The sequence below is a fragment of the Rhodococcus sp. MTM3W5.2 genome (genome assembly GCF_001984015.1).
Lineage (GTDB): Bacteria > Actinomycetota > Actinomycetes > Mycobacteriales > Mycobacteriaceae > Rhodococcus_G > Rhodococcus_G oryzae.
Genome location: NZ_CP019572.1, coordinates 3,224,036 through 3,247,343 on the forward strand (window position 1 = coordinate 3,224,036; position 23,308 = coordinate 3,247,343).

Annotated in this window: 20 protein-coding genes and 1 pseudogene; 5 read left to right on the forward strand and 16 right to left on the reverse strand. The window is 69.4% G+C overall.

Translation table 11 applies throughout. The features are described 5' to 3' along the window. Positions 1–4: 4 nt before the first annotated feature. Positions 5–1,569: pseudogene (locus BTZ20_RS14685) on the reverse strand (L-aspartate oxidase). After that, the gene (gene nadA, locus BTZ20_RS14690; RefSeq protein WP_077041882.1) at positions 1,569–2,600 is read right to left on the reverse strand and encodes a quinolinate synthase NadA; all 1,032 of its coding nucleotides are present in this window, start codon (positions 2,598–2,600) and stop codon (positions 1,569–1,571) included. The pseudogene BTZ20_RS14685 and the gene nadA overlap by 1 nt, the downstream one beginning before the upstream one ends. Before the next feature lie 108 nt (positions 2,601–2,708). On the opposite strand from nadA, the gene BTZ20_RS14695 reads away from it, so the two are divergent. Continuing rightward, positions 2,709–3,398, forward strand: coding sequence for an NUDIX hydrolase (locus BTZ20_RS14695; protein ID WP_077041883.1), 690 nt, complete (start codon positions 2,709–2,711; stop codon positions 3,396–3,398). On the opposite strand, the gene BTZ20_RS14700 is transcribed toward BTZ20_RS14695, so the two are convergent. From BTZ20_RS14700 to bioB, 3 genes are read right to left on the reverse strand one after another with little or no spacing between them, the layout of a single operon-like run. Next, positions 3,395–3,973 carry a DUF2567 domain-containing protein gene (locus BTZ20_RS14700; RefSeq protein ID WP_077041884.1) on the reverse strand — a complete coding sequence of 193 codons (579 nt, stop codon included), beginning with the start codon at positions 3,971–3,973 and terminating at the stop codon, positions 3,395–3,397. The genes BTZ20_RS14695 and BTZ20_RS14700 overlap by 4 nt on opposite strands. Positions 3,974–3,975: 2 nt before the next feature. Continuing rightward, positions 3,976–4,230, reverse strand: a complete 255-nt coding sequence (locus BTZ20_RS14705; RefSeq protein WP_077041885.1) for a hypothetical protein — start codon at positions 4,228–4,230, stop codon at positions 3,976–3,978. A 10-nt stretch (positions 4,231–4,240) separates the two neighbouring features. Next, a complete protein-coding gene (gene bioB, locus BTZ20_RS14710) occupies positions 4,241–5,287 on the reverse strand; it encodes a biotin synthase BioB (RefSeq protein WP_077043725.1) in 1,047 nt (348 codons plus the stop codon). A 113-nt stretch (positions 5,288–5,400) separates the two neighbouring features. Here bioB and BTZ20_RS14715 point away from each other — a divergent pair, with 113 nt between their 5' ends. Then, positions 5,401–5,988 (forward strand): TetR/AcrR family transcriptional regulator C-terminal domain-containing protein, encoded by a 588-nt coding sequence (locus tag BTZ20_RS14715; RefSeq protein WP_077041886.1) that lies wholly within the window; start codon positions 5,401–5,403, stop codon positions 5,986–5,988. Between the two features lie 9 nt (positions 5,989–5,997). On the opposite strand, the gene BTZ20_RS14720 is transcribed toward BTZ20_RS14715, so the two are convergent. Next, positions 5,998–7,569: a class I adenylate-forming enzyme family protein gene (locus BTZ20_RS14720; protein ID WP_077041887.1), complete on the reverse strand. Its 1,572-nt coding sequence runs from the start codon at positions 7,567–7,569 to the stop codon at positions 5,998–6,000. A gap of 193 nt (positions 7,570–7,762) precedes the next feature. Here BTZ20_RS14720 and BTZ20_RS14725 point away from each other — a divergent pair, with 193 nt between their 5' ends. Further along, a complete protein-coding gene (locus BTZ20_RS14725) occupies positions 7,763–8,914 on the forward strand; it encodes a lipase family protein (protein WP_077041888.1) in 1,152 nt (383 codons plus the stop codon). A gap of 20 nt (positions 8,915–8,934) precedes the next feature. Here BTZ20_RS14725 and BTZ20_RS14730 read toward each other — a convergent pair whose 3' ends face one another. The 5 genes from BTZ20_RS14730 to BTZ20_RS14750 are packed head-to-tail and all read right to left on the reverse strand — an operon-like array spanning position 8,935 to position 13,788. After that, the gene (locus BTZ20_RS14730) at positions 8,935–9,888 is read right to left on the reverse strand and encodes an alpha/beta hydrolase (protein ID WP_077041889.1); all 954 of its coding nucleotides are present in this window, start codon (positions 9,886–9,888) and stop codon (positions 8,935–8,937) included. A 44-nt stretch (positions 9,889–9,932) separates the two neighbouring features. Further along, positions 9,933–10,688 carry a succinate dehydrogenase/fumarate reductase iron-sulfur subunit gene (locus BTZ20_RS14735; RefSeq protein WP_077041890.1) on the reverse strand — a complete coding sequence of 252 codons (756 nt, stop codon included), beginning with the start codon at positions 10,686–10,688 and terminating at the stop codon, positions 9,933–9,935. Further along, positions 10,685–12,637, reverse strand: a complete 1,953-nt coding sequence (locus BTZ20_RS14740) for a fumarate reductase/succinate dehydrogenase flavoprotein subunit (RefSeq protein WP_077041891.1) — start codon at positions 12,635–12,637, stop codon at positions 10,685–10,687. The genes BTZ20_RS14735 and BTZ20_RS14740 overlap by 4 nt, the downstream gene beginning before the upstream one ends. 51 nt (positions 12,638–12,688) lie before the next feature. Further along, complete coding sequence (locus tag BTZ20_RS14745; RefSeq protein ID WP_077041892.1) at positions 12,689–13,507, reverse strand: hypothetical protein; 819 nt, start codon at positions 13,505–13,507, stop codon at positions 12,689–12,691. After that, positions 13,504–13,788 carry a hypothetical protein gene (locus BTZ20_RS14750; RefSeq protein WP_077041893.1) on the reverse strand — a complete coding sequence of 95 codons (285 nt, stop codon included), beginning with the start codon at positions 13,786–13,788 and terminating at the stop codon, positions 13,504–13,506. Before BTZ20_RS14750 ends, BTZ20_RS14745 begins: the two co-directional genes overlap by 4 nt. Positions 13,789–13,927: 139 nt before the next feature. On the opposite strand from BTZ20_RS14750, the gene BTZ20_RS14755 reads away from it, so the two are divergent. Beyond that, complete coding sequence (locus tag BTZ20_RS14755) at positions 13,928–15,217, forward strand: cytochrome P450 (RefSeq protein ID WP_077041894.1); 1,290 nt, start codon at positions 13,928–13,930, stop codon at positions 15,215–15,217. Here the strand turns inward: BTZ20_RS14755 and bioD are convergent. The 5 genes from bioD to BTZ20_RS14780 all read right to left on the reverse strand — a co-directional run bounded on the left by bioD (position 15,187) and on the right by BTZ20_RS14780 (position 21,034). After that, on the reverse strand, positions 15,187–15,888 hold the full coding sequence (gene bioD / locus BTZ20_RS14760; protein WP_077041895.1) for a dethiobiotin synthase: 702 nt from the start codon (positions 15,886–15,888) through the stop codon (positions 15,187–15,189). The two genes, BTZ20_RS14755 and bioD, sit on opposite strands and share 31 nt — an antisense overlap. After that, a complete protein-coding gene (locus BTZ20_RS14765; protein WP_411269073.1) occupies positions 15,885–17,024 on the reverse strand; it encodes an 8-amino-7-oxononanoate synthase in 1,140 nt (379 codons plus the stop codon). Before BTZ20_RS14765 ends, bioD begins: the two co-directional genes overlap by 4 nt. Positions 17,025–17,098: 74 nt before the next feature. Continuing rightward, positions 17,099–18,394, reverse strand: coding sequence for an adenosylmethionine--8-amino-7-oxononanoate transaminase (locus BTZ20_RS14770; RefSeq protein ID WP_077041897.1), 1,296 nt, complete (start codon positions 18,392–18,394; stop codon positions 17,099–17,101). A gap of 27 nt (positions 18,395–18,421) precedes the next feature. Beyond that, positions 18,422–19,672, reverse strand: coding sequence for a cytochrome P450 (locus tag BTZ20_RS14775; RefSeq protein WP_077041898.1), 1,251 nt, complete (start codon positions 19,670–19,672; stop codon positions 18,422–18,424). Positions 19,673–19,795: 123 nt separating this feature from the next. Beyond that, on the reverse strand, positions 19,796–21,034 hold the full coding sequence (locus BTZ20_RS14780) for a PucR family transcriptional regulator (RefSeq protein ID WP_223263347.1): 1,239 nt from the start codon (positions 21,032–21,034) through the stop codon (positions 19,796–19,798). A 167-nt stretch (positions 21,035–21,201) separates the two neighbouring features. Here BTZ20_RS14780 and glgX point away from each other — a divergent pair, with 167 nt between their 5' ends. Beyond that, positions 21,202–23,307 (forward strand): glycogen debranching protein GlgX, encoded by a 2,106-nt coding sequence (gene glgX, locus BTZ20_RS14785; RefSeq protein ID WP_077041899.1) that lies wholly within the window; start codon positions 21,202–21,204, stop codon positions 23,305–23,307. The last annotated feature ends 1 nt before the right edge of the window (position 23,308 follow it).

A 23,308-nucleotide genomic window follows, 5' to 3' on the forward strand; every position in this document is an offset into this window, starting at 1 on the left:
GTCTCTAGTTCGGGGCCGTCACGAGTTCGGGCAGCTCGAGTTCGCCGTCGGACCCCAGCCGCACCTCGATGCCGTGGCGCAACGACTCCGACGCCTCGGGGAAGTCGCTGCGGGTGTGGCAACCCCGGCTCTCGGTCCGCGCCCGGGCCGCCAGCACCAGGGCGGCGGCCGTCACGCTGAGCGCGGCGTCCTCGAGACCCGTCGCATCGGCCGGGACGAGCTCCGCCGACCCGGCGAGTTCTTGTGCCGCCGTCGACAATCCGGCCCCGTCCCGGACCACGGAGGCGTGAGCGGTCATCAGCGCCTGCACCCGATCCCGGGCGACATGCGGCCGCGACCTCAGGTCCGCGGAGCCCACCTCCACCGCCATCCGCGACCGCTCGACGGCCGCGATGCCGGCCCGCTCCCCGACCACGAGGCCCTCGAGCAGGCTGTTGGATGCCAGCCGATTGGCCCCGTGCAGACCGGTGCGCGCCACCTCGCCCGCGGCGTAGAGCCCGGGCACCTCGGTGCGCCCGTGCACGTCGGTCACGACGCCGCCGCACGCGTAGTGCGCCGCCGGGGCCACCGGGATGAGCTGGTGCGCGGGGTCGATCCCCGCGGCCAGGCAGGACGCGGTCACCGTCGGGAACCGCTCCGCGAACCCGGACAGCCTGCGCGCGTCGAGGTATACGTGGTCGGTGCCGAGGCGGCGGATCCGATCCGCGATGGCGCGCGAGACCACATCACGCGGGGCCAGGTCACCCATCGGGTGCACCCCGGCCGTCACCGAGTCACCGTTGCCGTCCACCAGGATCGCGCCCTCGCCGCGCACGGCCTCGCTGATCAGGGGCCGTCGACCGATGCCGCCGGGGTGAACAGCACGGTCGGGTGGAACTGCACGAACTCCACGTCCGCGACGGAGGCGCCGGCCTCCAGCGCCAGCGCGATGCCGTCGGCGGTCGCGCCGGGCGGGTTGGTGCTGCACGAGTACAGCTGCCCGAGACCACCGGTGGCCAGCAGCACCGACGGCGTGTGGATCACACCGAGCCCCCTATCGGAGAGCACCAGCAAACCCACCACACCGCGGTCGTCGGTGACGACCCGCGCGGCCGCAGCACCGAACAGCACGGGCAGGCCCGCGGCATTGAGCGCCCGCTGCACCTCGGCACCGGTGGCGTCGCCACCAGCGTGGATGATCCTGCGGGTGCTGTGCCCGCCCTCGCGGGTGCGGGAGACCGCGCCGTCGCGACCCCTGTCGAAGACCGCCCCGAGGTCGGTGAGCGCGGCGACGGCATCGGCGCCGCCCGCCACGATCGAGCGCACGGCTTCCTCGTCGCACAGCCCGGCACCCGCTGCGCAGGTGTCCGCCACATGGGAGTCGACCGAGTCCGTGCGCAGGTCGCCGACGACCGCGATGCCGCCCTGCGCGTACTGCGTGGCGGTGTCGGTCGGTCCGCCCTTGCTCACGGTGAGCACCTTCAGGCCGCGCAGCGAGGCGGCGCGGGCCGCGGTCAGGCCCGCGACCCCGCCGCCGACGACCACGAGGTCGGCGTTCGCCTCCCAGCTCGCCTCGCCGGCAGGCGTCATTACTCGCCGCCGCCCGGGTTGCCGATCTCGATCATCCGCTGCACGGACTTGCGCGCCCGCTCGGCGGTGGCCAGGTCGACGTGCACCTCGTCCTTGCCCTCGATCAGGCAGCGCAGCAGCGCGGCCGGGGTGATCATCTTCATGTACGGGCAGGAGGCGCGGTCGTTGACGGCCTGGAAGTCGATCTCGGGTGCGGCCTTGCGCAGCTGGTGCAGCATGCCGACCTCGGTCGCGACCAGCACCTGCTTCGCCTTGCTGGCGCGGGCCGCGTCCAGCATGCCGCCCGTGGACAGGATCTTGACCTTGTCCTCCGGCACGAAGCCCTCACCCGCGAGGTACAGCGCGGAGGTGGCGCAGCCGCACTCCGGGTGCACGTACAGCTCGGCGTCGGGGTGCGACTTGGCCTGCGCGGTGAGCTCGTCACCGTTGATGCCTGCGTGCACGTGGCACTCGCCCGCCCAGATCTGCATGTTCGTCCGGCCGGTCACCCGCTTGACGTGCGCGCCGAGGAACTGGTCCGGCAGGAACAGCACCTCGCGGTCGGGGTCGATCGAGTTCACCACGTCGACCGCGTTGGACGAGGTGCAGCAGATGTCGGTCAGACCCTTCACCTCGGCCGTGGTGTTCACGTACGACACCACCACCGCATCGGGGTAGTCGGCCTTCCACGCCCGCAGGTCGTCCGCGGTGATCGAGTCGGCCAGCGAGCAGCCGGCGCGCTCGTCGGGGATGAGCACGGTCTTGCTCGGGCTGAGGATCTTCGCGGTCTCGGCCATGAAGTGCACGCCGCAGAACACGATGGTGTCCTCGGGCGCCTCGGCGGCGATCCGGGACAGCGCCAGCGAGTCGCCGACGTGGTCGGCCACGTCCTGGATGGCGGGCAGCTGGTAGTTGTGCGCGAGCAGCGTCGCGCCGCGCTCCTTGGCCAGGCGCCGCACCTCGGCCGCCCACTCCGGAGTGGCCTCCACACCTGTGTAACCGCCGGGTGCGTCCGTGATCGAACCCGCACCTGCCCACAACGTCGATGTCATGGCCTTGCTCCTTCACCGTGGATCCGGTCGGTCTGCGCCGGATCTGCCATCCGATTCCCCACACGTGCGGGTTTCGATTTTCGGGGTTTTCGACTTAGGATCGAAAACATGCCCCATCCTAGCACCGTCCACGAAGTGCTCACCGCGGTCTTCCAGGTTCGCGACTTCGACGGCCGACCCGAACTGGCGGTACTGCTGTGGCAGCGGGCCCTGGACCCACAGAAAGGCACCTGGTCACTGCCCGGCGGACAACTCGGTGACGACGAGGATCTGATCACCTCCGCCCGGCGTCAGCTGGCCGAGAAGGTCGACGTGCGCGAGGTGGCGCACCTGGAACAGCTCTCGGTGTTCAGCGATCCCGCCAGGGTCCCCGGCGACCGGCGGATCGCGTCGACCTTCCTCGGGCTCATCCCCCTGCCCTCCGATCCGCACCTGCCCCCGGACACAGCCTGGCACCCGGTCTCCGCCCTGCCCGAGATGTCGTTCGACCACGGCGTCGTGGTCGAGCACGCCAGGGCCCGGTTGGCGGCGAAGCTGTCGTACACCAACATCGCCTTCGCCCTTGCCCCTGCCGAGTTCGCGATGTCGACCCTGCGTGAGATCTATTGCGCCGCACTCGGCTATCAGGTGGACGCCACCAACCTGCAGCGGGTGCTCGGCCGCCGCGGGGTGCTCACGCCCACCGGCACCACCGCGCCGTCGGGCAAGGCGGGCGGCCGTCCGCCCGCGCTCTACCGGTTCGCCGAGTCGCGGCTGCGCGTCACCGACGAGTTCGCCGCCCTGCGACCGCCGAGCTAGGCCTCCAGCCGACTGTGCACCTGCTGGGGCATCGACCCTGGAAGGTCACCGGCAGGTGCACTCTCGTCGGGAGCCGGGGCGACACCGAGGTCGTCGCGCGGGCTCATCGAGGCGAGCACCAAGTACACGAAGGCCGCCACCAGCGGCTGCAGGATGAGCACCATCGCGGTGCCCAGCCCGGGCGAGACGGGGACGATCTGCCCTTCGACGGCGTCTGGGAGGTCGGGGAACCGGAGCCCCGCGACCCCGAGGCCGACCACCGCGGTGGTGGCGGCACCCACGGCCGATCCGATCAGCAGGCCGACCAGCACGACGGGACCACGCACCGAACGCCACAGCCAGGCCGCCGACGCGCTCAGCACGCCCACGGTCAGGCCGGCGCACAGGAACAACGCGACAGCATCGAACTGGTGCCCGCTCTCGGAGGTCAGCGACGCCGCGCGACCGCCGGAGACCACCAGGAAATGCTGGGCGGGCACGAGCAGCCCCCACCCGATCCCGGCGAGCGCACTGGCCGCGACCACCGCCACCACGATGCGCGCGGCGGCACGGATCTCCGACCTGTCGACGGCCACGGTCAGCGCTGGCCCAGGTAGCTGGAGTCGAGGACCCCGTGCCGGGAGCACTTGGCCCACCACCCGTCGGGGCTGATCTGCACGATCATCCGCCTGCCGCAGTCCTCACAGAAGCGCGGCGGCTCCAGGCCGAGCTGGGCCGCGGCCGGGATGGTGTCGTCGAATCCCGGCACCACCCGCCGGCCGGTGAACGGGTTGTAGCGCTCGACGATCTCGTCGACGGGCGCGGCATTGCTCAGCTCTTGAGGGAACGTCACGTATCCAACCCTAGATGGTGTCGTTGAGAACCTTGATCGGCATCTGCAGCTCGCCGAGCAGGTCGAGGTCCTGTTCCGCGGGGCGGCCCAGCGTGGTCAGGTAGTTGCCGACGATGACGGCGTTGATTCCGCCCAGGATGCCCTGCTTGGCGCCCAGGTCACCGAGGGTGATCTCGCGGCCGCCCGCGAACCGCAGGATGGTGCGCGGCAACGCCAGCCGGAATGCGGCGACGGCACGCAGCGCGTCGCTGGCGGGCAGCACCTCGAGGTCACCGAAGGGGGTGCCCGGGCGCGGGTTCAGGAAGTTCAGCGGCACCTCGTCGGGGTCGAGCTCGGCCAGGTTGGCGGCGAACTCCGCGCGCTGCTCGAGGGTCTCACCCATGCCGAGGATTCCGCCGCAGCAGACCTCCATACCGGCCTCGCGGACCATCTTCAGGGTGCCCCAGCGCTCCTCCCAGGTGTGGGTGGTGACCACGTTCGGGAAGTGCGACTTGGAGGTCTCGAGGTTGTGGTTGTAGCGGTGCACACCCATTGCGGCGAGCTGGTCGACCTGCTCCTGCGTGAGCATGCCCAGCGAGCAGGCGATCTGGATGTCGACCTCGTTGCGGATGGCCTCGATACCGGCCGCGACCTGCGCGAGCAGCTTCTCGTCCGGTCCGCGGACGGCGGCGACGATGCAGAACTCGGTGGCGCCGGACTTGGCGGTCTGCTTGGCGGCCTCGACCAGGCTCGGGATGTCGAGCCACGCGGCGCGGACCGGGGAGGCGAACAGCCCGGACTGCGAGCAGAAGTGGCAGTCCTCGGGGCAGCCACCGGTCTTGAGCGAGATGATGCCCTCGACCTCGACCTCGGGTCCGCACCACTTCATCCGCACGTCGTGGGCGAGGCCGAGCAGGTCCTCGAGGCTCTCGTCCGGGAGCTGCAGCACGGCGAGCGTCTGCTCCTGGGTCAGTCCCTCACCGCGCTCGAGGACCTGTTCCCTGGCGACGGCGAGAATGTCTGTGCGGGCGGGGCCTGGGTCACTGCAACTCCTCGGGGGCTGGACACAGTGCCGCAGAAACGCCGCGGCGGTGCCGCAACTTGAACACCGTGCAAGTTGAACGGCGTTCAGGTTAGGGTCGTGGTGGAATGGTGTCAAACGCCACACGACAACTAAGGGGATGACGAACAGTGCAGCTGCGACGCGGTGACGTCCTCGACGGGGCGATCGCCATCCTCGACGAGTACGGCCTCGGAGACCTCACGATGCGCAGGCTGGCCACCTCGCTCGGCGTACAGCCGGGGGCGCTGTACTGGCACTTCCCCAACAAGCAGACTCTGCTCGCGGCGATCACCGACGAGATGCTCGCGGGCGTCTCGGCGCCGATCGAGGTCAAGGACTGGGATGCCCGGCTGCGCACTGTTGCGCACCGGATGCGCGACGCACTGCTCGCACACCGCGACGGCGCAGAGCTCGCCGCCGCCTCCTACGCCGCGCGACTCGCCACGAACGGCGCGCACGCGACGCTGGCGAGCACCTGCGAGGACGCGGGCCTGCCTGACCACGAATCCGAACTCGCGGCCGACACGCTGCTGTACTACATCCTCGGCCAGACCATGGACGAGCAGTCCCGCATGCAGATGGACTCGCACGGCGCCCTCGCTGAGGACGCGTCCCCGCTGTACGACGCCACCAGCGGCACAGCGCGCTTCGACTACGGGCTGAGCCTGTTCGTGGACGGCGTGCGCAGCCGGCTGCGCGCCGCAGTCCGGGACTAGCCGCCCCGGTCAGACCCGCGGCGTCAGCGCGACCTTGCGGATCTTGCCCGCGGGCGTCATCGGCAGGCCGTCGACCACCTCGACCCGGTCGGGCACCTTGTACTTGGCCAGGGCGAGCCTGCACCGCTCGAGCAGTGACTCGACGTCCACCGCGGCGCCGGGCGCCGGCACCACGAAGGCGTAACCGCTCTCGCCGAACGTCTCGTCGGGCACCCCGATCACCGCGGCCATCGCCACCGTCGGATCCGCGGCCAGCACGTTCTCGATCTCGGCCGGGTAGACGTTGTATCCGCCCCGCACGTACATCTCCTTCTGGCGGCCGAGCAGGGTGATGTGCCCGTCCTCCGACATCGACGCGATGTCGCCGGTCGCCAGCCAGCCGTCGACGAGGAACGTCGCGGCCGACTCGTCCGGCAGCTGCCAGTAGCCCGCCGCCACACACCCGCCGCGGACCTGCAGTTCACCGGCCTCGCCCTGGGCGAGCGGAATGTTCCGGTCATCGACGATGCGGCCCTCGAAGTCGCCGGTCATGGTCCCGATGCTGCGGCCGACCGTCTCCAGCGAGTCACCCGGCGGCGAGATCACGCAGGCACCGGAGGTCTCGGACATGCCGTACAGGTTCGCGATCCGGACGCCGTCGAATCGCGCCGCAACCTGCTCGGCCAGGGCCGGCTCGAGGTTGGACCCACCGACCACACACAACCGCACGCTCGACATGTCCACGCCCGCAACGGAGTCCGCGCCGAGGACCATCTTGTACATGGTGGGGACGCCGACGAACATCGTCACCCCGGCGCCTGCCATCGCGTCGACCACCAGGTCCGGATGGAACCTCGGCAACAGCGCGATGGCGCCGCCGGTGACCAGGGTCGAACCCAACGTGCACGTCAGCCCGCCGACGTGATTGAACGGCATGACGCCGAGAATCACGTCCGCGGCCGTCTGTTCGAAGCGCTCCGCCTGCGCGCCGGCCGAGGCGAGCAGGCTGGCGTGAGTGATGGTGGCACCCTTGGGCGTCCCTGTCGTTCCTGAGGTGTAGAGGATCACCGCGGGGTCCGCGGGGCGGACGCCCTCGGCGGCGCGGGCGAGCAGCGCCGGATCGGGCTCGGTGGCCGCAAGGTCCGCCCACCGTCGTCCGCCCTTGACCTCGTCAGCACCGAGGAACACCAGGTGCTCGACCGTCGGGATGTCGGGGCGGAGCTGATCGAGAAAGGGTCCGAACTCGAATCCGTTCGACTCCGCGTCGCAGATCAGGGCACGAGCCCCCGACTGCGTGAGCATGTGGGTGAACTCGCGCTCGCGGTAGACGACGTTGAGGGTGACCAGCACGGCGCCGATCTTCGCCGCGGCGAGGTGCGCGACGATCCAGTCAGGCGAGTTCGTCGCCGCGATGGCGATGCGGTCGCCGTGGCCGATACCCAGACGCAGCCAACCGGTGGCCGCGCGGTCCGACCGCACGTCGATCTCGGCGTAGCTGATCGCCTCACCACCGAAGTGGACGAAAGTCGCCTCGGGCGCTGTCGCGACCCTGGCCGCGAGCGCCGCGGGAATCGTGGGAGAGTTGCCAATTCCGTTGTCCATCAAGCATTCCGATCAGTCGCCGGGAGGGCGCCGGCACCACCGCCGCCACACCCAACCGGAGTCGGGCGGCGTGACTGCGATCACATCCGGCAAGCTTGCGCCACTGTAAGCGGACCTAACGAACTAAGCAAGCATGCTTGCTTGTTTTCCGCCCCTCCCCCCGCGCGGCCCGCATTGCGCCCACAATGGGTGAATGGTCGGCCGGTTCGATCTCGGTACCCATCCGTCGGGGCGTTTCGCGCGCTCCGCGGGCGCGATGCTGGTCGCGGCGGCACTGACGCTGACCCTGCCTGCACACGCCGCACCCGCTGGACGACCAGGCACCGTCGTCTCGTCGGGACCACTCGTGCGTGAGTACTGGATCCCCGATGCGGCCGCCGCCCACCTGGTGACCTACCGGTCCACCGGCCCTGGCGGCAGGCCGGCGCTGAGCACCGGCGCGGTATTCATCCCGCCGGGCCAGGCCCCGCCTGGCGGCTGGCCGGTGGTGTCCTGGGGGCACGGCGCGATCGGGCTCGCCGACGAGTGCGCGCCCACGGCCACCGGGGTTCTCGGCGGCGGCTACCTGACGCGCTGGCTGACACAGGGATACGCAGTGGTCGCCACCGACTACGTCGGCCTGGGCACCCCGGGGATCCATCCGTATCTCGACGGCCGATCGCAGGCATACAGCCTCGTCGACATGGTCCGCGCCGCGCGCGCGGTGGACCCGTCCCTCTCTCGAAAATGGGTGGCGCTCGGCCAGTCTCAGGGCGGCCAGGCCGCGATGGTCGCCGCCTCGCTGGCCACCTCGTACGCACCTGAACTCGACTACCGGGGCGCCGTCGGCCTCGGGGTCCCGTCGAACATCGAGAACCTCGCGCCGCTCGGCGGGCCCGGCTTTCCTGAGCTCCCGCTGACCGGCACCACCGTGTTCATCTCGTACCTGCTGGCCGGGCTGCGGGCCACCCGCCCCGATATCGGCGTCGACGGCTACCTCAGCCCGCTCGGCCGCGAGGTGCTCGACCGGGCCGAATCGCTCTGCTACCCCGAGGCGGCGGAGGCGTTCGCGGGGATCTCGATCGGCGAGCTGCTCTCCCGGCAGCTGGACGACCAGGTGATCCTGTCCGCGCTGCGCGAGATGCTGGAGATCCCCACCCGCGGCTACGACCGCCCGTTCTTCATCGGGCAGGGGATGCTGGACGAGGTCGTTCCTGCGCCGCTGACCCTGAAGCTGGCCGCGGACCTGACCGGAAACGGGGAGCGCTTCACCTTCCGGCCGTACCCGGCAGGCCACCTCGGGACGATGCGGTTGTCGCTACCCGACGCGACGGACTTCGTCCGCGAGGCCTTCAGGGCTCCATGAGCCCGCGGGCGCCGGGACGCTCAGTCCCCGTGCAACACCCGGTGCAGCGTCGTCGTCGCGAGCAGCATCGCGGTGCGGGCGGCATGTGTGTCCGCCAGCGCGTTGAGCATGACGAAATCGTGGATCATGCCCTGGAATCGCACCGCGGTCACCGGCACACCCGCGGCACGCAGCTTGTTGGCGAAGGCCTCGCCCTCGTCGCGCAGGACGTCGGCCTCCCCGTTGACGACCAATGCCGGGGGCAGCCCCGCCAGCATCTCCGTGCTCGCACGCAGCGGCGAGGCCAAGACCTCCGCGCGCTGGTCCGGATCGGTCGTGTACTGGTCCCAGAACCAGGCCATCGCGCCCGCGGTGAGGAAATAGCCGTCCGCGAACTGCCGATACGACTCCGTGTCCTGGCCCGCGTCGGTCACCGGGTAGAAAAGCACCTGCTGGAGGAAGTCGGGGCCGCCGCGTTCCTTCGCCATCAGGGTGAGGGCGATCGTCATGTTGCCGCCCACGCTGTCGCCCGCCACTGCGAAGCGGGTCACGTCGAGCCCCTCGCCGACACCGTTTTCGGCGATCCACCGCGCCGTGCCGTAGATCTCTTCGATTGCGGTCGGGTACTTCGCCTCGGGCGAGAGGCTGTAGCTCGGAAACACCAGCGCCGCATTCGCGCCCACCGCCAGCTCACGGATGAGCCGGTCGTAGATGTGCGTGTTGCCGAAGACCCACCCCGCACCGTGGTTGTACTGGATGACGGGCAGGGTCCCGCTCGTGCCCTTCGGCCGAACGATGCGGACCGATATCTCCCCCGACGGTCCGCCATGGATCACCCGATCGTCGATGTCGACCTCGGGGGCCGGAGCGCCTCCGGCTTGCACCTCGTCGAACTTCGCTCGACCATCGGCAACGGGGAGCTCATAGATGAACGGCGGCACTGCCGTCGCGTCGGCGAACTCTTGGGCCGCTGGTTCGAGAACAGGCTCGGGCATCGGAGCTTCCTTCCCTCGTCGAACATGGTGTCCGCCGACCGGATTCAGCTGTCGCCGCGCCGGAACAGTTTGTTGCCCAGCCAGACGATCGGGTCATAGCGCCGGTCGACGACGCGTTCCTTCATCGGGATCAACGCGTTGTCGGTGATACGGATGTTCTCCGGGCACACCTCGGTGCAGCACTTGGTGATGTTGCACAGGCCCAGTCCCTGCTCGTCCTGCGCGGCGTCGCGCCGGTCGGCGACATCGAGCGGGTGCATCTCCAACTCGGCGACCCGCATCAGGAACCGCGGTCCGGCGAAGGCCTGCTTGTTCTCCTCGTGGTCGCGCACCACGTGACAGGTGTTCTGGCACAGGAAACACTCGATGCACTTGCGGAACTCCTGTGATCGCTCCACATCTACCTGTTTCATCCGGTACTCCCCCGGCTTCAGTCCAGGCGGCGGCGTGAAAGACGGGATCTCCCTGGCCTTCTGGTAGTTGAAGGACACGTCGGTGACCAGGTCCCGGATCACCGGGAAGGTTCGCATCGGGGTGACGGTGATGACCTCGTCCTCGGTGAAGGTGGACATCCTGGTCATGCACAGCAGCCGGGGTCTGCCGTTGACCTCGGCCGAGCACGATCCGCACTTGCCCGCCTTGCAGTTCCAGCGCACGGCCAGGTCCGGCGCCTGGGTGGCCTGTAGGCGGTGGATGATGTCGAGGACCACCTCTCCCTCGTTGACCGGCACCGAATAGTCCTGCAGGTCACCACCGTCGACGTCCCCGCGCCACACCTTGAAGCTCGCGTCGTAGGTCATGACGGGCCCTCGCTTCCTATTCGGGCCGAGTCCGGGTGATCGGCGAGTTCGGCGTCCGTGTAGTACTTGGCCAGTTCGCTGAGTTCGAACAGCTCCAACAGGTCCGCGCGCATCGGCAGCTGGGGTTCGGGCGCGACCGTGACATCGGGCACCACGGTGCCCGCCCCGGTGTCGGCGCCGCCGACCACACTGCACACCAGCAACGTGCCCCGCCACCCCGAGTCCATCGCCGGGTGGTCGTCCCTGGTGTGCCCGCCACGGCTCTCGGTCCGCATCAACGCCGCCTTCGCGACGCACTCGCTGACCAACAGCATGTTCCGCAGGTCCACCGCGAGGTGCCAGCCGGGGTTGAACTGCCGGTGTCCCTCGACAGTGACGCCGGGGATCCGCCGCCTGATCTCCTCCAGCTTCGCCAGTGCCTCACGGATCTCGGCGTCCGTCCGGATGATGCCGACGAGATCGTTCATCGTCTGCTGGAGGTCGGTGTGCAATGTGTACGGGTTCTCCGCGGTCTCTCCCTCAGCAGGCGGATCGAAGGGCGCCAGCGCCATCGCCGCCGCCGCGGTCACGTCGGCCTCGTCGATCACCGGCCTTCGCTCGAGCGACTCCAGGTAGTCCGACGCCCCGAGGCCGGCACGACGACCGAAGACCAACAGGTCCGACAGCGAGTTCCCGCCGAGCCGGTTCGAACCGTGCATGCCGCCCGAGCACTCCCCCGCCGCGAACAGGCCGGGGAGGCTGGACGATCCGCTGTCGGGGTCCACCTCGATGCCACCCATCACGTAGTGACAGGTCGGCCCGACCTCCATCGGCTCCTTGGTGATGTCGACGTCGGCGAGCTCCTTGAACTGGTGGTGCATGGACGGCAATCGGCGCACGATCTCGTCGGCGGGCATCCGGGAGGCGATGTCGAGGTAGACACCCCCGTGCGGCGTCGACCGCCCCGCCTTGACCTCCGAGTTGATCGCCCTGGCCACCTCGTCGCGCGGCAGCAGATCGGGCGTGCGGCGGTTGTTGTCCGGATCGGTGAGCCAGCCGTCCGCCTCCTGCTCGGTCTCGGCGTACTGGCCTTTGAACACCGGCGGGATGTAGGAGAACATGAACCGCTCGCCCTCGGAGTTCTCGAGCACCCCACCGTCGCCGCGGACCCCCTCGGTGACGAGGATCCCCTTCACGCTCGGCGGCCACACCATCCCTGTCGGGTGGAACTGCACGAACTCCATGTTGATCAGGTTCGCGCCCGCGCGCAGGGCGAGCGCGTGCCCGTCGCCGGTGTACTCCCACGAGTTCGAGGTGACCTTGAAGGACTTGCCGATCCCACCGGTGGCCATCACGATCGCGGGCGCATCGAACAGGATGAACCGCCCGGATTCGCGCCAGTACCCGAACGCGCCCGCGATCCGCCCGTCCTCCCGGAGGAGCTCGGTGATGGTGCATTCGGCGAACACCTTGATCCGGGCCTCGTAGTCGCCGGTCTCGGCGAAGTCCTCCTGCTGCAGGGCGACGATCTTCTGCTGCATGGTGCGGATGATCTCCAGGCCCGTGCGATCCCCGACGTGCGCCAGCCGCGGATAGGTGTGGCCGCCGAAATTGCGCTGGCTGATCCGCCCGTCCTCGGTCCGATCGAACAGCGCGCCATAGCTTTCCAGCTCCCACACCCGGTCGGGCGCCTCGCGCGCGTGCAGCTCGGCCATCCGCCAGTTGTTGAGGAACTTGCCGCCGCGCATGGTGTCCCGATAGTGCGCCTGCCAGGAGTCCTTGGAGTTGGCGTTGCCCATGGCGGCCGCGCAGCCGCCCTCCGCCATCACCGTGTGCGCCTTGCCGAACAGCGATTTACAGACCACCGCGACCGAATGACCGCGCTCACGGGCCTCGATGACCGCGCGCAGTCCCGCGCCTCCCGCGCCGATCACGACGACGTCGTAGGTGTGCCGTTCGACCTCGGCCACGGGCGGTCCCCCTTGATCTCGGTTGCTCCTCGGATCGATCAGTGCATGAGCTCAATCAATGAAACGCAGGTCGGAGATGGTGCCGCTGGCGACGAGCATGATGTAGAAGTCCGTGATCATCAGCGTCGCGAGCGTCGTCCAGGCGAGCTGCATGTGCCGGGTGTTGAGCCGGCCGACCAGGGTCCAGAGCCGATACCGGACCGGGTGCGCCGAGAAGTGCTTGAGCCGGCCACCGGTGATGTGCCTGCACGAGTGACAGGACAGCGTGTACGCCCACAGCAGGATCACGTTCACCAGCAGGATGACGTTGCCGAGGCCGAAGCCGAACCCACCGCTCTCGCCGTGGAAGGCGGCGATCGCGTCGTAGGTGTTGATCAGCGAGACGATCAGCGCCGCATAGAAGAAGTAGCGGTGCGAGTTCTGCAGGATCAGCGGCAGCCGCGTCTCGCCGGTGTACCGCGCATGCGGCTCGGCGACCGCACACGCGGCGGGCGCCAACCAGACCGAGCGGTAGTAGGCCTTGCGGTAGTAGTAGCAGGTGATCCGGAAGCCGAGCAGGAACGGCAATACCAGGAAGCCGAGCGGTATCCACATCGGCAGCTCTCCGATGGGCGTACCGAAATGGCTGGACCCCGGCACGCACGAGTCGCTCAGGCACGGCGAGTAGAACGGGGTCAGGTAGTGGTACCGGTCGACCCAATAGGCGGTGCGGACCCAGGACCGGATGCTCGCATACACGACAAAGGTGGCCAGCCCCAGAGTTGTCAGCAGTGGGGCCAGCCACCATCGGTCCGTCCGCAGGGTGCGCGCGGATATCCGCGCGCGGGAGGGTCCGGTGACGCCACCGGACACCCTTGCCGGCGCGCTCACCGGCGCTCGTGGGGATGACCGCCTACGCCCTCGTCGTCCGCGCCGAGCCACAGCGTCTGGTCGTACGGGGTGTCCGGCACGGGCACCCGCTCGTGCTGCCCGCCGTGCGCCAACCGAGGAGGCGACTCGTCGAGGTCACCCGCGTCGAGTTCCAGTCGCTCCACGTCGTTGGCGAGCCTGCGGACCGCCGCGGCGTCGCCGTAGACCGTGCGGAGCGAACCGACGCACTGCCGCAGGTGCCCGATCGTGCGTTGCAGCTCCATCATTTCGGTGGTGGACATTCGAACCTCCGAGACCCGATGATGTGATTGCTATCACACTACGGTAAGCGTATGACCACGACCCCCGCATCCGACTGGGCATTTCGTCGGATCCGCTCCGGAATCGGGCGCCGTGCCGGACCGAGAGAAGGGTGTTCGCATGGTGTCGCAGCGTGGTGATCGGGTCGCTCCACGGCCGTTGATTCCCGGACTCGACCTGCCTGCGGGATTCGATTTCACGGATCCCGATCTGTACGTGACGGGTGTGCCGCACGCGCAGCTGGCCGCGCTCCGTGCGCACTGCCCGGTGTGGTGGAACCCACAGCCGCCCGATGTCGGCGGCTACCGCGACGAGGGCTATTGGGTGGTGACCAAGCACGCCGACATCCGGGAGATCTCCCGGAACTCCGAGCTCTTTTCGAGCTGGGAGAAGACCGCCATGGTCCGAGTCGACAGCGACATCACACCGGAGAACGTCGAGATGCAGCGGCTCATCATGCTGAACAAGGACGCACCGGAGCACACCACGCTGCGCAAACTCGTCGCCCGCGGGTTCACGCCGCGCGCGATCGCGAACCTGCGCGCGACCCTCGCGGAACGCGCCGAGAAGATCGTCGCGTCCGCCGCGACGGCAGGCAGCGGCGACTTCGTCTCACAGGTCGCCTGCGAGCTGCCGCTGCAGGCCATAGCCGAACTGATCGGCGTGCCGCAGGAGGACCGCCGCAAACTCTTCGACTGGTCCAACGAGATGACCGGCGGCGACGACCCCGACTACGACACCGATCCGCTCACCGCCTCCGCGGAGATCCTCGGGTACGCCTACCAATTGGCCGACGCCCGCCGTCAATGCCCGGCCGAGGACATCGTGACGACCCTGATCCAGGCCGATATCGACGGCGACGAGCTCACCCCCGAGGAGTTCGGGTTCTTCGTGATCCTGCTGACGGTGGCGGGCAACGAGACCACCCGCAACGCCATCACCCACGGGATGATCGCGTTCCTGGAGAACCCGGACCAGTGGGAGTTGTTCAAGCGCGAGCGGCCGGCCACGACCGCCGACGAGATTGTCCGATGGGCGACGCCGGTGACGGCGTTCCAGCGGACCGCGACCGCCGACACGGTGCTCGGCGGGCAGCAGATCCGCAAGGGCGACCGGGTCGCGATGTTCTACGCCTCCGGGAACTTCGACGAGGACGTGTTCGACAATCCGACGAGGTTCGACATCACCCGGGATCCCAACCCGCACCTGGGCTTCGGAGGCTCGGGCGCGCACTTCTGCCTCGGCTCGAACCTCGCCCTGCTCGAGATCGACCTGATCTTCAACGCACTGGCCGACCGGATACCGGACATCTCCCGCCTCGGCGACCCGCAACACCTGCGCTCCGGCTGGCTCAACGGGATCAAGCGGTTCGACGTCGACTACGGCAGCGGCTGCCCCGTCAAGCACTGAGCGAGCGCCGGACCGAACCACCCGGGCGCCGCGGCCGCGAAGGCCTCCCGGTCGAGCGCGGCCGAGCCTGCCGGAACCGACCCGAGCAGCGGGACGCCTGTCACCTCGGCGAGCTCCTCGAGGTTGCACCGCGCGGCGAGGTCCGGCTCCGACGGCCACGAGCCGATGACCAGCCCCACGCATGCCGCCCCGGCGGTTTCGAGCGCGCGCACCGTGAGGGCGCTGTGGTTCAGGGTGCCGAGTCCCGCCGCGGCGACCACGACTACCGGGGCGCCGAGCTCCCGCGCCACGTCGACGAGTGTGAAGCCGTCACGGCCGAGACGGACCAGCAGCCCGCCCGCGCCCTCGACGAGGGTCAGATCGTGGGTGGCGTCGAGCGCACGGGCCGCGGCGACCACATCGGCACACTCCAGCGGTGCCATCCCCGCACGGCGAGCGGCGGTGTCGGGGGCGAGCGGCTCCGGGTACCGGGCCAGCTCGACCACCTCGTCCACGCCCGAAAGGCGCTGCACCTCGACCAGATCCCCCGGCTCGCCGACGCCGACGCCGGTCTGCGCCGGCTTGCAGACGGCCACCGTGCGACCGGCGGACAGCGCGACCGAGGCGAGCGCGGCGGTCACCACGGTCTTGCCGACGTCCGTCGAGGTCCCGCTGATGAGCAGCACGCTCACGCGGGCGCCCCGGCGAGGATCTCGGTGAGAACGGTCTCGATGGTGGCCAGCTCGTCGGGGGTGATGGTCGCCCGCGCGGTCAGGCGCAGCCGGGAGGCGCCCTCCGGCACCGACGGCGGGCGGAAGCAGCCGACGTGCAGTCCGCGTTCGCGGCAGCCCTGGGCGGCGTCGAAGGCCCGCTGAGCGTCGCCGAGCACCACCGAGACCACCGCGGACTCGGGCGCCGGGACGCCGGCGATCCGCGCAAGGTCGCGGGCCCGGTCGAGCACCGCGGTCGCCAGTTCGGGCTCCCGGCGCAGCACCCCGAGCGCGGCCCGCGCGGCACCGACCGCGGCGGGCGCGAGCCCGGTGTCGAAGATGAAGGGGCGGGCGGCATCGATGAGGTGCGCGCGGATCCGGGCGTCGCCGAGCACCACGCCGCCCTGGCTGGCCAGGGACTTCGACAGCGTCGCGGTGATCACCAGGTCCGGCTCCCCCGCCAACCCGACCTCGTGGACGAGCCCGCGCCCGCCGTCGCCCCGCACCCCGATCGCGTGGGCCTCGTCCACCAACAGCACCGCGCCGTATTCGCGGCAGACCCGGTGCAGTTCGCGCACCGGCGCCAGGTCGCCGTCAGCGCTGAACACCGAGTCGGTGAGCACAAGGGCGCGCTCCTCGGTCCGGGTCGCGAGCGCGTCGCCGACCGCGTCCACGTCACCGCGCGGGCTGACCTGCACCCGCGCCCTCGACAGCCGGCAGGCGTCGACGAGGGAGGCGTGGCTGCCCGCGTCGGAGACGATCAGTGAGCCCTTGCCGGACAGCGCGGTGACCACGCCGAGGTTCGCCGCGTACCCCGAGGAGAACACCAGCCCGGACTCGGCGCCGACGAACTCGGCCAGTTCACGCTCGAGCAGTTCGTGTTCGGTGGTCGTCCCGGTGACCAGGCGCGATCCGGTCGCGCCCGCGCCCCAGCGGCGCAGCGCCGCCATCGCGCCGTCGATCACCTCCTGGTGCCGGACGAGACCGAGGTAGTCGTTGGAGGCGAGGTCGATTGTCGCCGGGGCAGGCGTGCGCGGCCGGAGCTCACGCCGCAGCCCGGCGTCGCGGCGCTGCTGCGCGACGTCGTCCAGCCAGCTCAGTGCGTCATCGTTTCCCACGATGACGCACCATACGCCAGGACTTGAACGGCGTTCAAGTCACGGCACCGCCGTGGTGTTCAAACCATGACTGATCAATCCCCCGGAGCGGTCGCCCTTGCCGCCGCCACCATCCCCGCCGCGATCGCCGCGACCTCTTCGGGTGTGCAGATGTACGGCGGCATCGCGTAGATCAGCTTTCCGAAGGGCCGCAGCCACACGCCCGCCGCCACCGCCGCGTCGGTGGTGAGCCGCATGTCCACCGGCCGCTCCATCTCGATCACGCCGATCCCGCCGAGCACCCGCACGTCCGCAACCCCTTGCAGGTCCCGGGCGGGTTCCAGTCCGGCCGCCAGCCCGGCTCCGAGCGCTGCCACCTCACCGCGCCAGTCCCGCGAGAGCAGCAGCTCGACCGCCGCCACGGCGACCGCGCAGGCGAGCGGGTTCCCCATGAACGTCGGGCCGTGCATCAGCCCACCGGCCTCCCCCGCGCTGATCGCCGCCGCGACCGCGGTGCTGCACAGCGTTGCGGCGAGGGTCATGTATCCCCCGGTCAACGCCTTGCCAACGCACATGATGTCGGGCGCGACGCCGGCGTGGTCGGCCGCGAACAGGGCCCCGGTGCGGCCGAACCCGGTGGCGATCTCGTCGAACACCAGGAGCAACTCGTGCTCGTCCGCGAGGCGCCGCAACTCGCTCAGGTACCGCGGATCGTGGAAACGCATGCCGCCAGCGCCCTGCACGACGGGTTCGACGATGATCGCGGCCAGCTCGTGCCGGTGCTCGATCAGGATCCGCTCGAACTCGGCAACGTAGGCCGGGTCGAACTCGCTCGGCGGGATCGGTGCGAACACCTGCCGGGTCAGCACGTCCGTCCACAGCGAGTGCATGCCGCCGTCCGGGTCGCACACGCTCATCGGCGCGAAGGTGTCGCCGTGGTAGCCGCCGCGCCAGGTCAGCATCCGATTCTTCGCGGGCCTGCCGAGCGCCCGCTGATACTGCAGGCACATCTTCACGGCGACCTCGACGGACACCGACCCCGAGTCGGCCAGGAACACCTTATCCAGCCCCGCCGGGGTGATCTCGACGAGCAGCTCCGCCAGCCGAGCCGCCGGCTCGTGGGTGAGCCCGCCGAACATGACATGGCTCATCCGCCCGAGCTGGGCGGCCGCGGCGGCGTCGAGCACCGGGTTGCGATACCCGTGCACGGCCGACCACCACGAGCTCATACCGTCGATCAGTTCCGTGCCGTCTGCCAGCGTCAGCCGGACCCCGCTCGCACTGTCGACCACCAACGCGCTGGTGGACGCCGGAAACGCGCCGTACGGATGCCAGAGGTGCTCGGCGTCGATGCGGGAGATCTGATCTGCGGTCAGCGGGGCTCGGGACACACCAGGACCCTAGCGAGCCGCCGCGAGCTACCCGTGTCGGACCGGGCAGCCACCCCGGTAGTCGACCTGGAGCTCCTTGATCCCGTTGATCCACCCGGACCGCAAACGCCGCGGATCGCCGATCCTGCTCAGGTCCGGCATGTGGTCCGCGATCGCGTCGAACATGAGGCCCACCTCCATGCGGGCGAGATTCGCGCCGACGCAGTAGTGGGCGCCGGTGCCGCCGAAGCTCAGGTGCGGATTGTCGGCCCTGGTGATGTCGAAGTCCATCGGGTTGTCGAAGACGTCCTCATCGAAATTCGCCGATGCGTAGAACATCACCACCCGGTCGCCCTCCGCGATCTCCTGGCCACCGAGCACGGTGTCAGTGAGGGCGGTTCGCTGGAAGCCGATCACCGGTGTCGCCCAACGGATGATCTCGTCGACGGCGGTCGCCGGGCGCTCCCGCTTGTACAACTCCCACTGGTCCGGATGGTCGAGGAACGCCATGATCCCGTGCGTGATCGCGTTGCGCGTCGTCTCGTTGCCCGCGACGGCCAGGATCAGCACGAAGAAGCCGAACTCCTCCGAGGTGAGCGCCTCGCCGTCCACATTCGCCTCGACGAGGGTCGTCAGCAGATCGCCTGCCGGACACTGCTTGCGCTGCTCCGCCATCAGGTACGAATACCCCAACAGCTCCGTCGAGGCGGTGACCGACTCAGCCGCGAACTCCGGATCGTCGTAGCCCATCATCTGATTCGACCAGTCGAAGATCTTCCCGCGATCATCCTGCGGGACGCCGATCAGCTCGGCGATCGCCTGCAGTGGGAGTTCGGCGGCCACCTGCGTCACGAAGTCGCCCGTGCCGCCTGCCGCGGCCTGCTTCACGATCGCTTCCGCGCGCGCCTGCAACGCCGGCCGCAGGTCCGCGATCGAGCGCGGGGTGAACGCCCGGGAGATCAGCTTCCTGAGCTTGGTGTGCTCGGGCGCATCCTTGTTGAGCAACAGGTTCCGCAGCAGGTCGATTGTCTCGCGCGGGGTGTCATCGGCGAACCTGGGGATCGCGGAGTTCTGCCAGGTGGAGTAGACGGCACCATTGCGCGAGACCTCCTTGACATCGGCGTGCTTGGTGACGGCCCAGTACCCGCCGTCGCCGAAGCCGCCCTTGTCCGGCGACTGGGGGCTCCACCAGACCGGCGCGGTCCTGCGGAGGTCCGCGAACTCCTCGGCGGGCAGCCGGTCTGCGTACACGGCGGGATCGGTGAGGTCGAAACCGTCCGGGATGTTGGGTGTGCGCACTGCGATCTCCTCGTCCTGGGGTGAGTGTCATGACGAGCGTCACACGGCGAAAAGGGCTCGTGCTTGGCAGATTTCGCCAAGCTCATCACCGTGATTTGTGCGACTCGCACACCGGGATCCGGATCACCGGCCGAAGGTGTCGAAGCACTCCAACGCCAGCTCCAGCGGGAGACGGTTCGTCGCGAGGTCCCGGCCGAGGACCTCTTCGACCCGCTGGATCCGGTATCGAACGGTGTTCTTGTGCACACCCAGGCGTCGCGCGGCGGCCTCGTGGTTTCCCCAGCACGCAAGGACGGCGCGGACGGTGTCGCGCAGGCGCTCGGAGGCGGCGTCGTCCCCCAGCATGCCCCGCAGCTCACGTTCGACGAGCGCGGAGCGGGCAGCGGGATCCTGCGATACCAGGGAGACGACCTCGACGTCGCGGTAACGGGTGAGCGTGCGGCGTTGCCTGCCGTTCTCGGCGATCGACCGGGCGGCGCGCGCCTCGCGGTGACTGCTCCGGAATCCGTCGATCCCGGCGCCCTCGCCACCGACCGCGATCCGGACTCCCGCCGGGACCAGCGCGGCGTGCTGCGGATCGGTACCGAGCCGATCCCCGTCGACCATCCAGGCCCACAGTCCCCTTGCGCCGGACGGTACGCAGAGCAGGTCGGTGGCGGACGCCGCCCTGGAAAGCCGGAGAACGATCGGCTCCAGATCGGCGACGGGGTCGAATCCCGGCGCGGCGTCCTCCGCCCACACGATCAGGGCGGAATGCGACCGGTGCAGCGGGTACGCCATACGGGCGGATGCCTGAGGGACGTCGACGGTTGTGCCGTCCAGGATCTCCCGGACCGTGCCGATCCGCTGCGAGAACGCACCTCGCAGCAGGCTCTCCCGCTCTCGGGTATACGTCGTGTTGAGCTCCTCGAGCATGGTGTTCATCAACTCACTGGTCTGCTCCCACATCATCGTCATCAGCGCCACCGCGAAGTCGGGCGGGAGATCCTGCTGGGCGACGAACTCGGTGGCGAACCCGAGCACGGCGCGATGGCAGGCATGGTCGAACTGGGACAGCACCCGGAGTTCGAGGCCGCGGCGGGCGATGGTCCTGGCGAGCGCGTGGCACTCACCCGAGACGGTCAGCGTCGCGCGGGCGCCGTCGACTGGGATCTCAGTGCCGAGGAACATCCGGAACTGGCTCCGGATCGCGACCTTGAGGTCGCGCTGCAGCTCCGCGTCCGCCGCCAGCTCGGGGACGTCCGCGCAGATCGACGAGTCGAGCCGGTCGATGAACCCCTCGAAATCGGCGCGACTGAACCTCGAGCTCACGTACTCCTGCATCCACCGAGCTGCGGACCCCGGACTGTCGATCGACCCCATGAGGACATTGTGTGCAGATCGCACAATCCCCCGACGTCGTATGGGATGAATGTCCAAACAGACACGGATTAATTGTGCGAATCGCACATATCGATCGAGGGTGACCCTGTCCCGCGGTACCGCGACGTCGACAGGAGGGCTCGCCCGGCGCGGGCTAGGGTCGAGTCATGGCACACACGGAGAGCCCGGCCATCGCGGTGTGGCCGGGCAGCGCCTATCCGCTCGGCGCGACCTACGACGGCGCGGGGACAAACTTCTCGCTGTTCTCCGAGGTGGCCGACGCGGTCGAGCTCTGCCTGATCGCCAAGGACGGCACCGAGACCCGGGTACCGCTCGAGGAGGTCGACGGCTTCGTCTGGCACGCGTATCTGCCCGCGATCGCACCCGGACAGCGCTACGGCTTTCGTGTACACGGCCCGCACGACCCCGACGCCGGTCAGCGCTGCGACCCGAGCAAGTTGCTGCTGGACCCGTACGGCAAGGCGTTCGACGGCGCGTTCGATGCCGATCCCGCGGTCCACACGTTCGGCTCGGACTCGCTGGGACACACCATGACCACCGTGGTGATCAACCCGTTCTTCGACTGGGCGTCCGATCGTGCGCCCCGCCGGCCCTATCACGACACGCTGATCTACGAGGCGCACGTCAAGGGGATGACGGCCACCCATCCCGCTGTGCCGGAGGAGCTTCGGGGCACCTACGCCGGCCTCGCGCACCCCGCGATCATCGACCACCTGCGCGGCCTCGGGGTCACCGCGATCGAGTTGATGCCCGTGCACCAGTTCATGCACGACCAGACACTGATCGACCTCGGACTGCGTAACTACTGGGGCTACAACACCTTCGGATTCCTGGCCCCGCACGCCGACTACGCCGCATCCACCAAGGCGGGCGGCGCGGTCACCGAGTTCAAGGCGATGGTGCGGGCATACCACGAAGCGGGCATCGAGGTGATCCTCGACGTGGTCTACAACCACACCGCCGAGGGCAACCACCTGGGCCCGACGATCAACTTCCGCGGCATCGACAACGCCGCGTACTACCGCCTCGTCGAGGGCGACCTCGCGCACTACATGGACTACACGGGCACCGGAAACAGCCTCAATGCCCGGCACCCGCACACCCTGCAGCTGATCATGGATTCGTTGCGGTACTGGGTGACCGAGATGCACGTGGACGGATTCCGCTTCGACCTGGCGTCCACCCTCGCCCGCGAACTGCACGACGTGGACCGACTGTCCGCATTCTTCGATCTGGTGCAACAGGACCCGATCGTCAGCCAGGTCAAGCTGATCGCCGAGCCGTGGGACGTCGGCGAGGGCGGCTACCAGGTGGGCAACTTCCCGGGACTGTGGACCGAGTGGAACGGCAAGTACCGCGACACCGTCCGCGACTACTGGCGCGGTGAACCGTCGACCCTCGGCGAGTTCGCCTCCCGCCTGACCGGCTCGTCGGACCTGTACGAGGCCACCGGGCGCAGGCCGAGTGCCAGCATCAACTTCGTCACCGCGCACGACGGCTTCACCCTCGCGGACCTGGTGTCCTACAACGAGAGGCACAACCAGGCGAACGGCGAGGACAACAAGGACGGCGAGAGCCACAACCGATCCTGGAACTGCGGGGTGGAGGGCCCGACGGACGACCCCGAGATCCTCTCGCTGCGGGCCCGCCAGCAGCGCAACCTGCTGGCCACCCTGATGCTCAGCCAGGGCACCCCGATGCTCGCGCACGGCGACGAGATGGGCCGGACCCAGCACGGCAACAACAATGTGTACTGCCAGGATTCACCGCTCGCCTGGATGGACTGGTCACTGGCCGAGTCGAACGCGGACCTGGTCGAGTTCACCCGCAACGTGATCGCACTGCGGGCCGCACATCCGGTGTTCCGCCGCAGACGGTTCCTCGAGGGCGGCCCGATCCGGTCCGGCGAGCAGATCCGCGACATCGCCTGGCTGACACCGGCGGGCGAGGAGATGACCGCGGAGGATTGGGGTAGCGGCTTCGGCCGGTCGCTGGCGGTGTACCTCGACGGCGAGGGCATCCAGGAGCCCGATCAGCGAGGAAGGCGCGTGGTCGACGATTCGTTCCTGTTGTGTTTCAACGCCCATGACGAGGCCCTCGAGTTCACCGTCCCCGACGACGGCGGCGGCGCACACTGGGCGGTCGCGCTCGACACAGCCACCGGCACCGGGCTCGTGGACGCAGTTGTCGGCGGCGGCGGAACGGTGAAGGTGGCGCCGCGATCGGTTGTCGTGCTGCGTTCGGTTCCGTGAC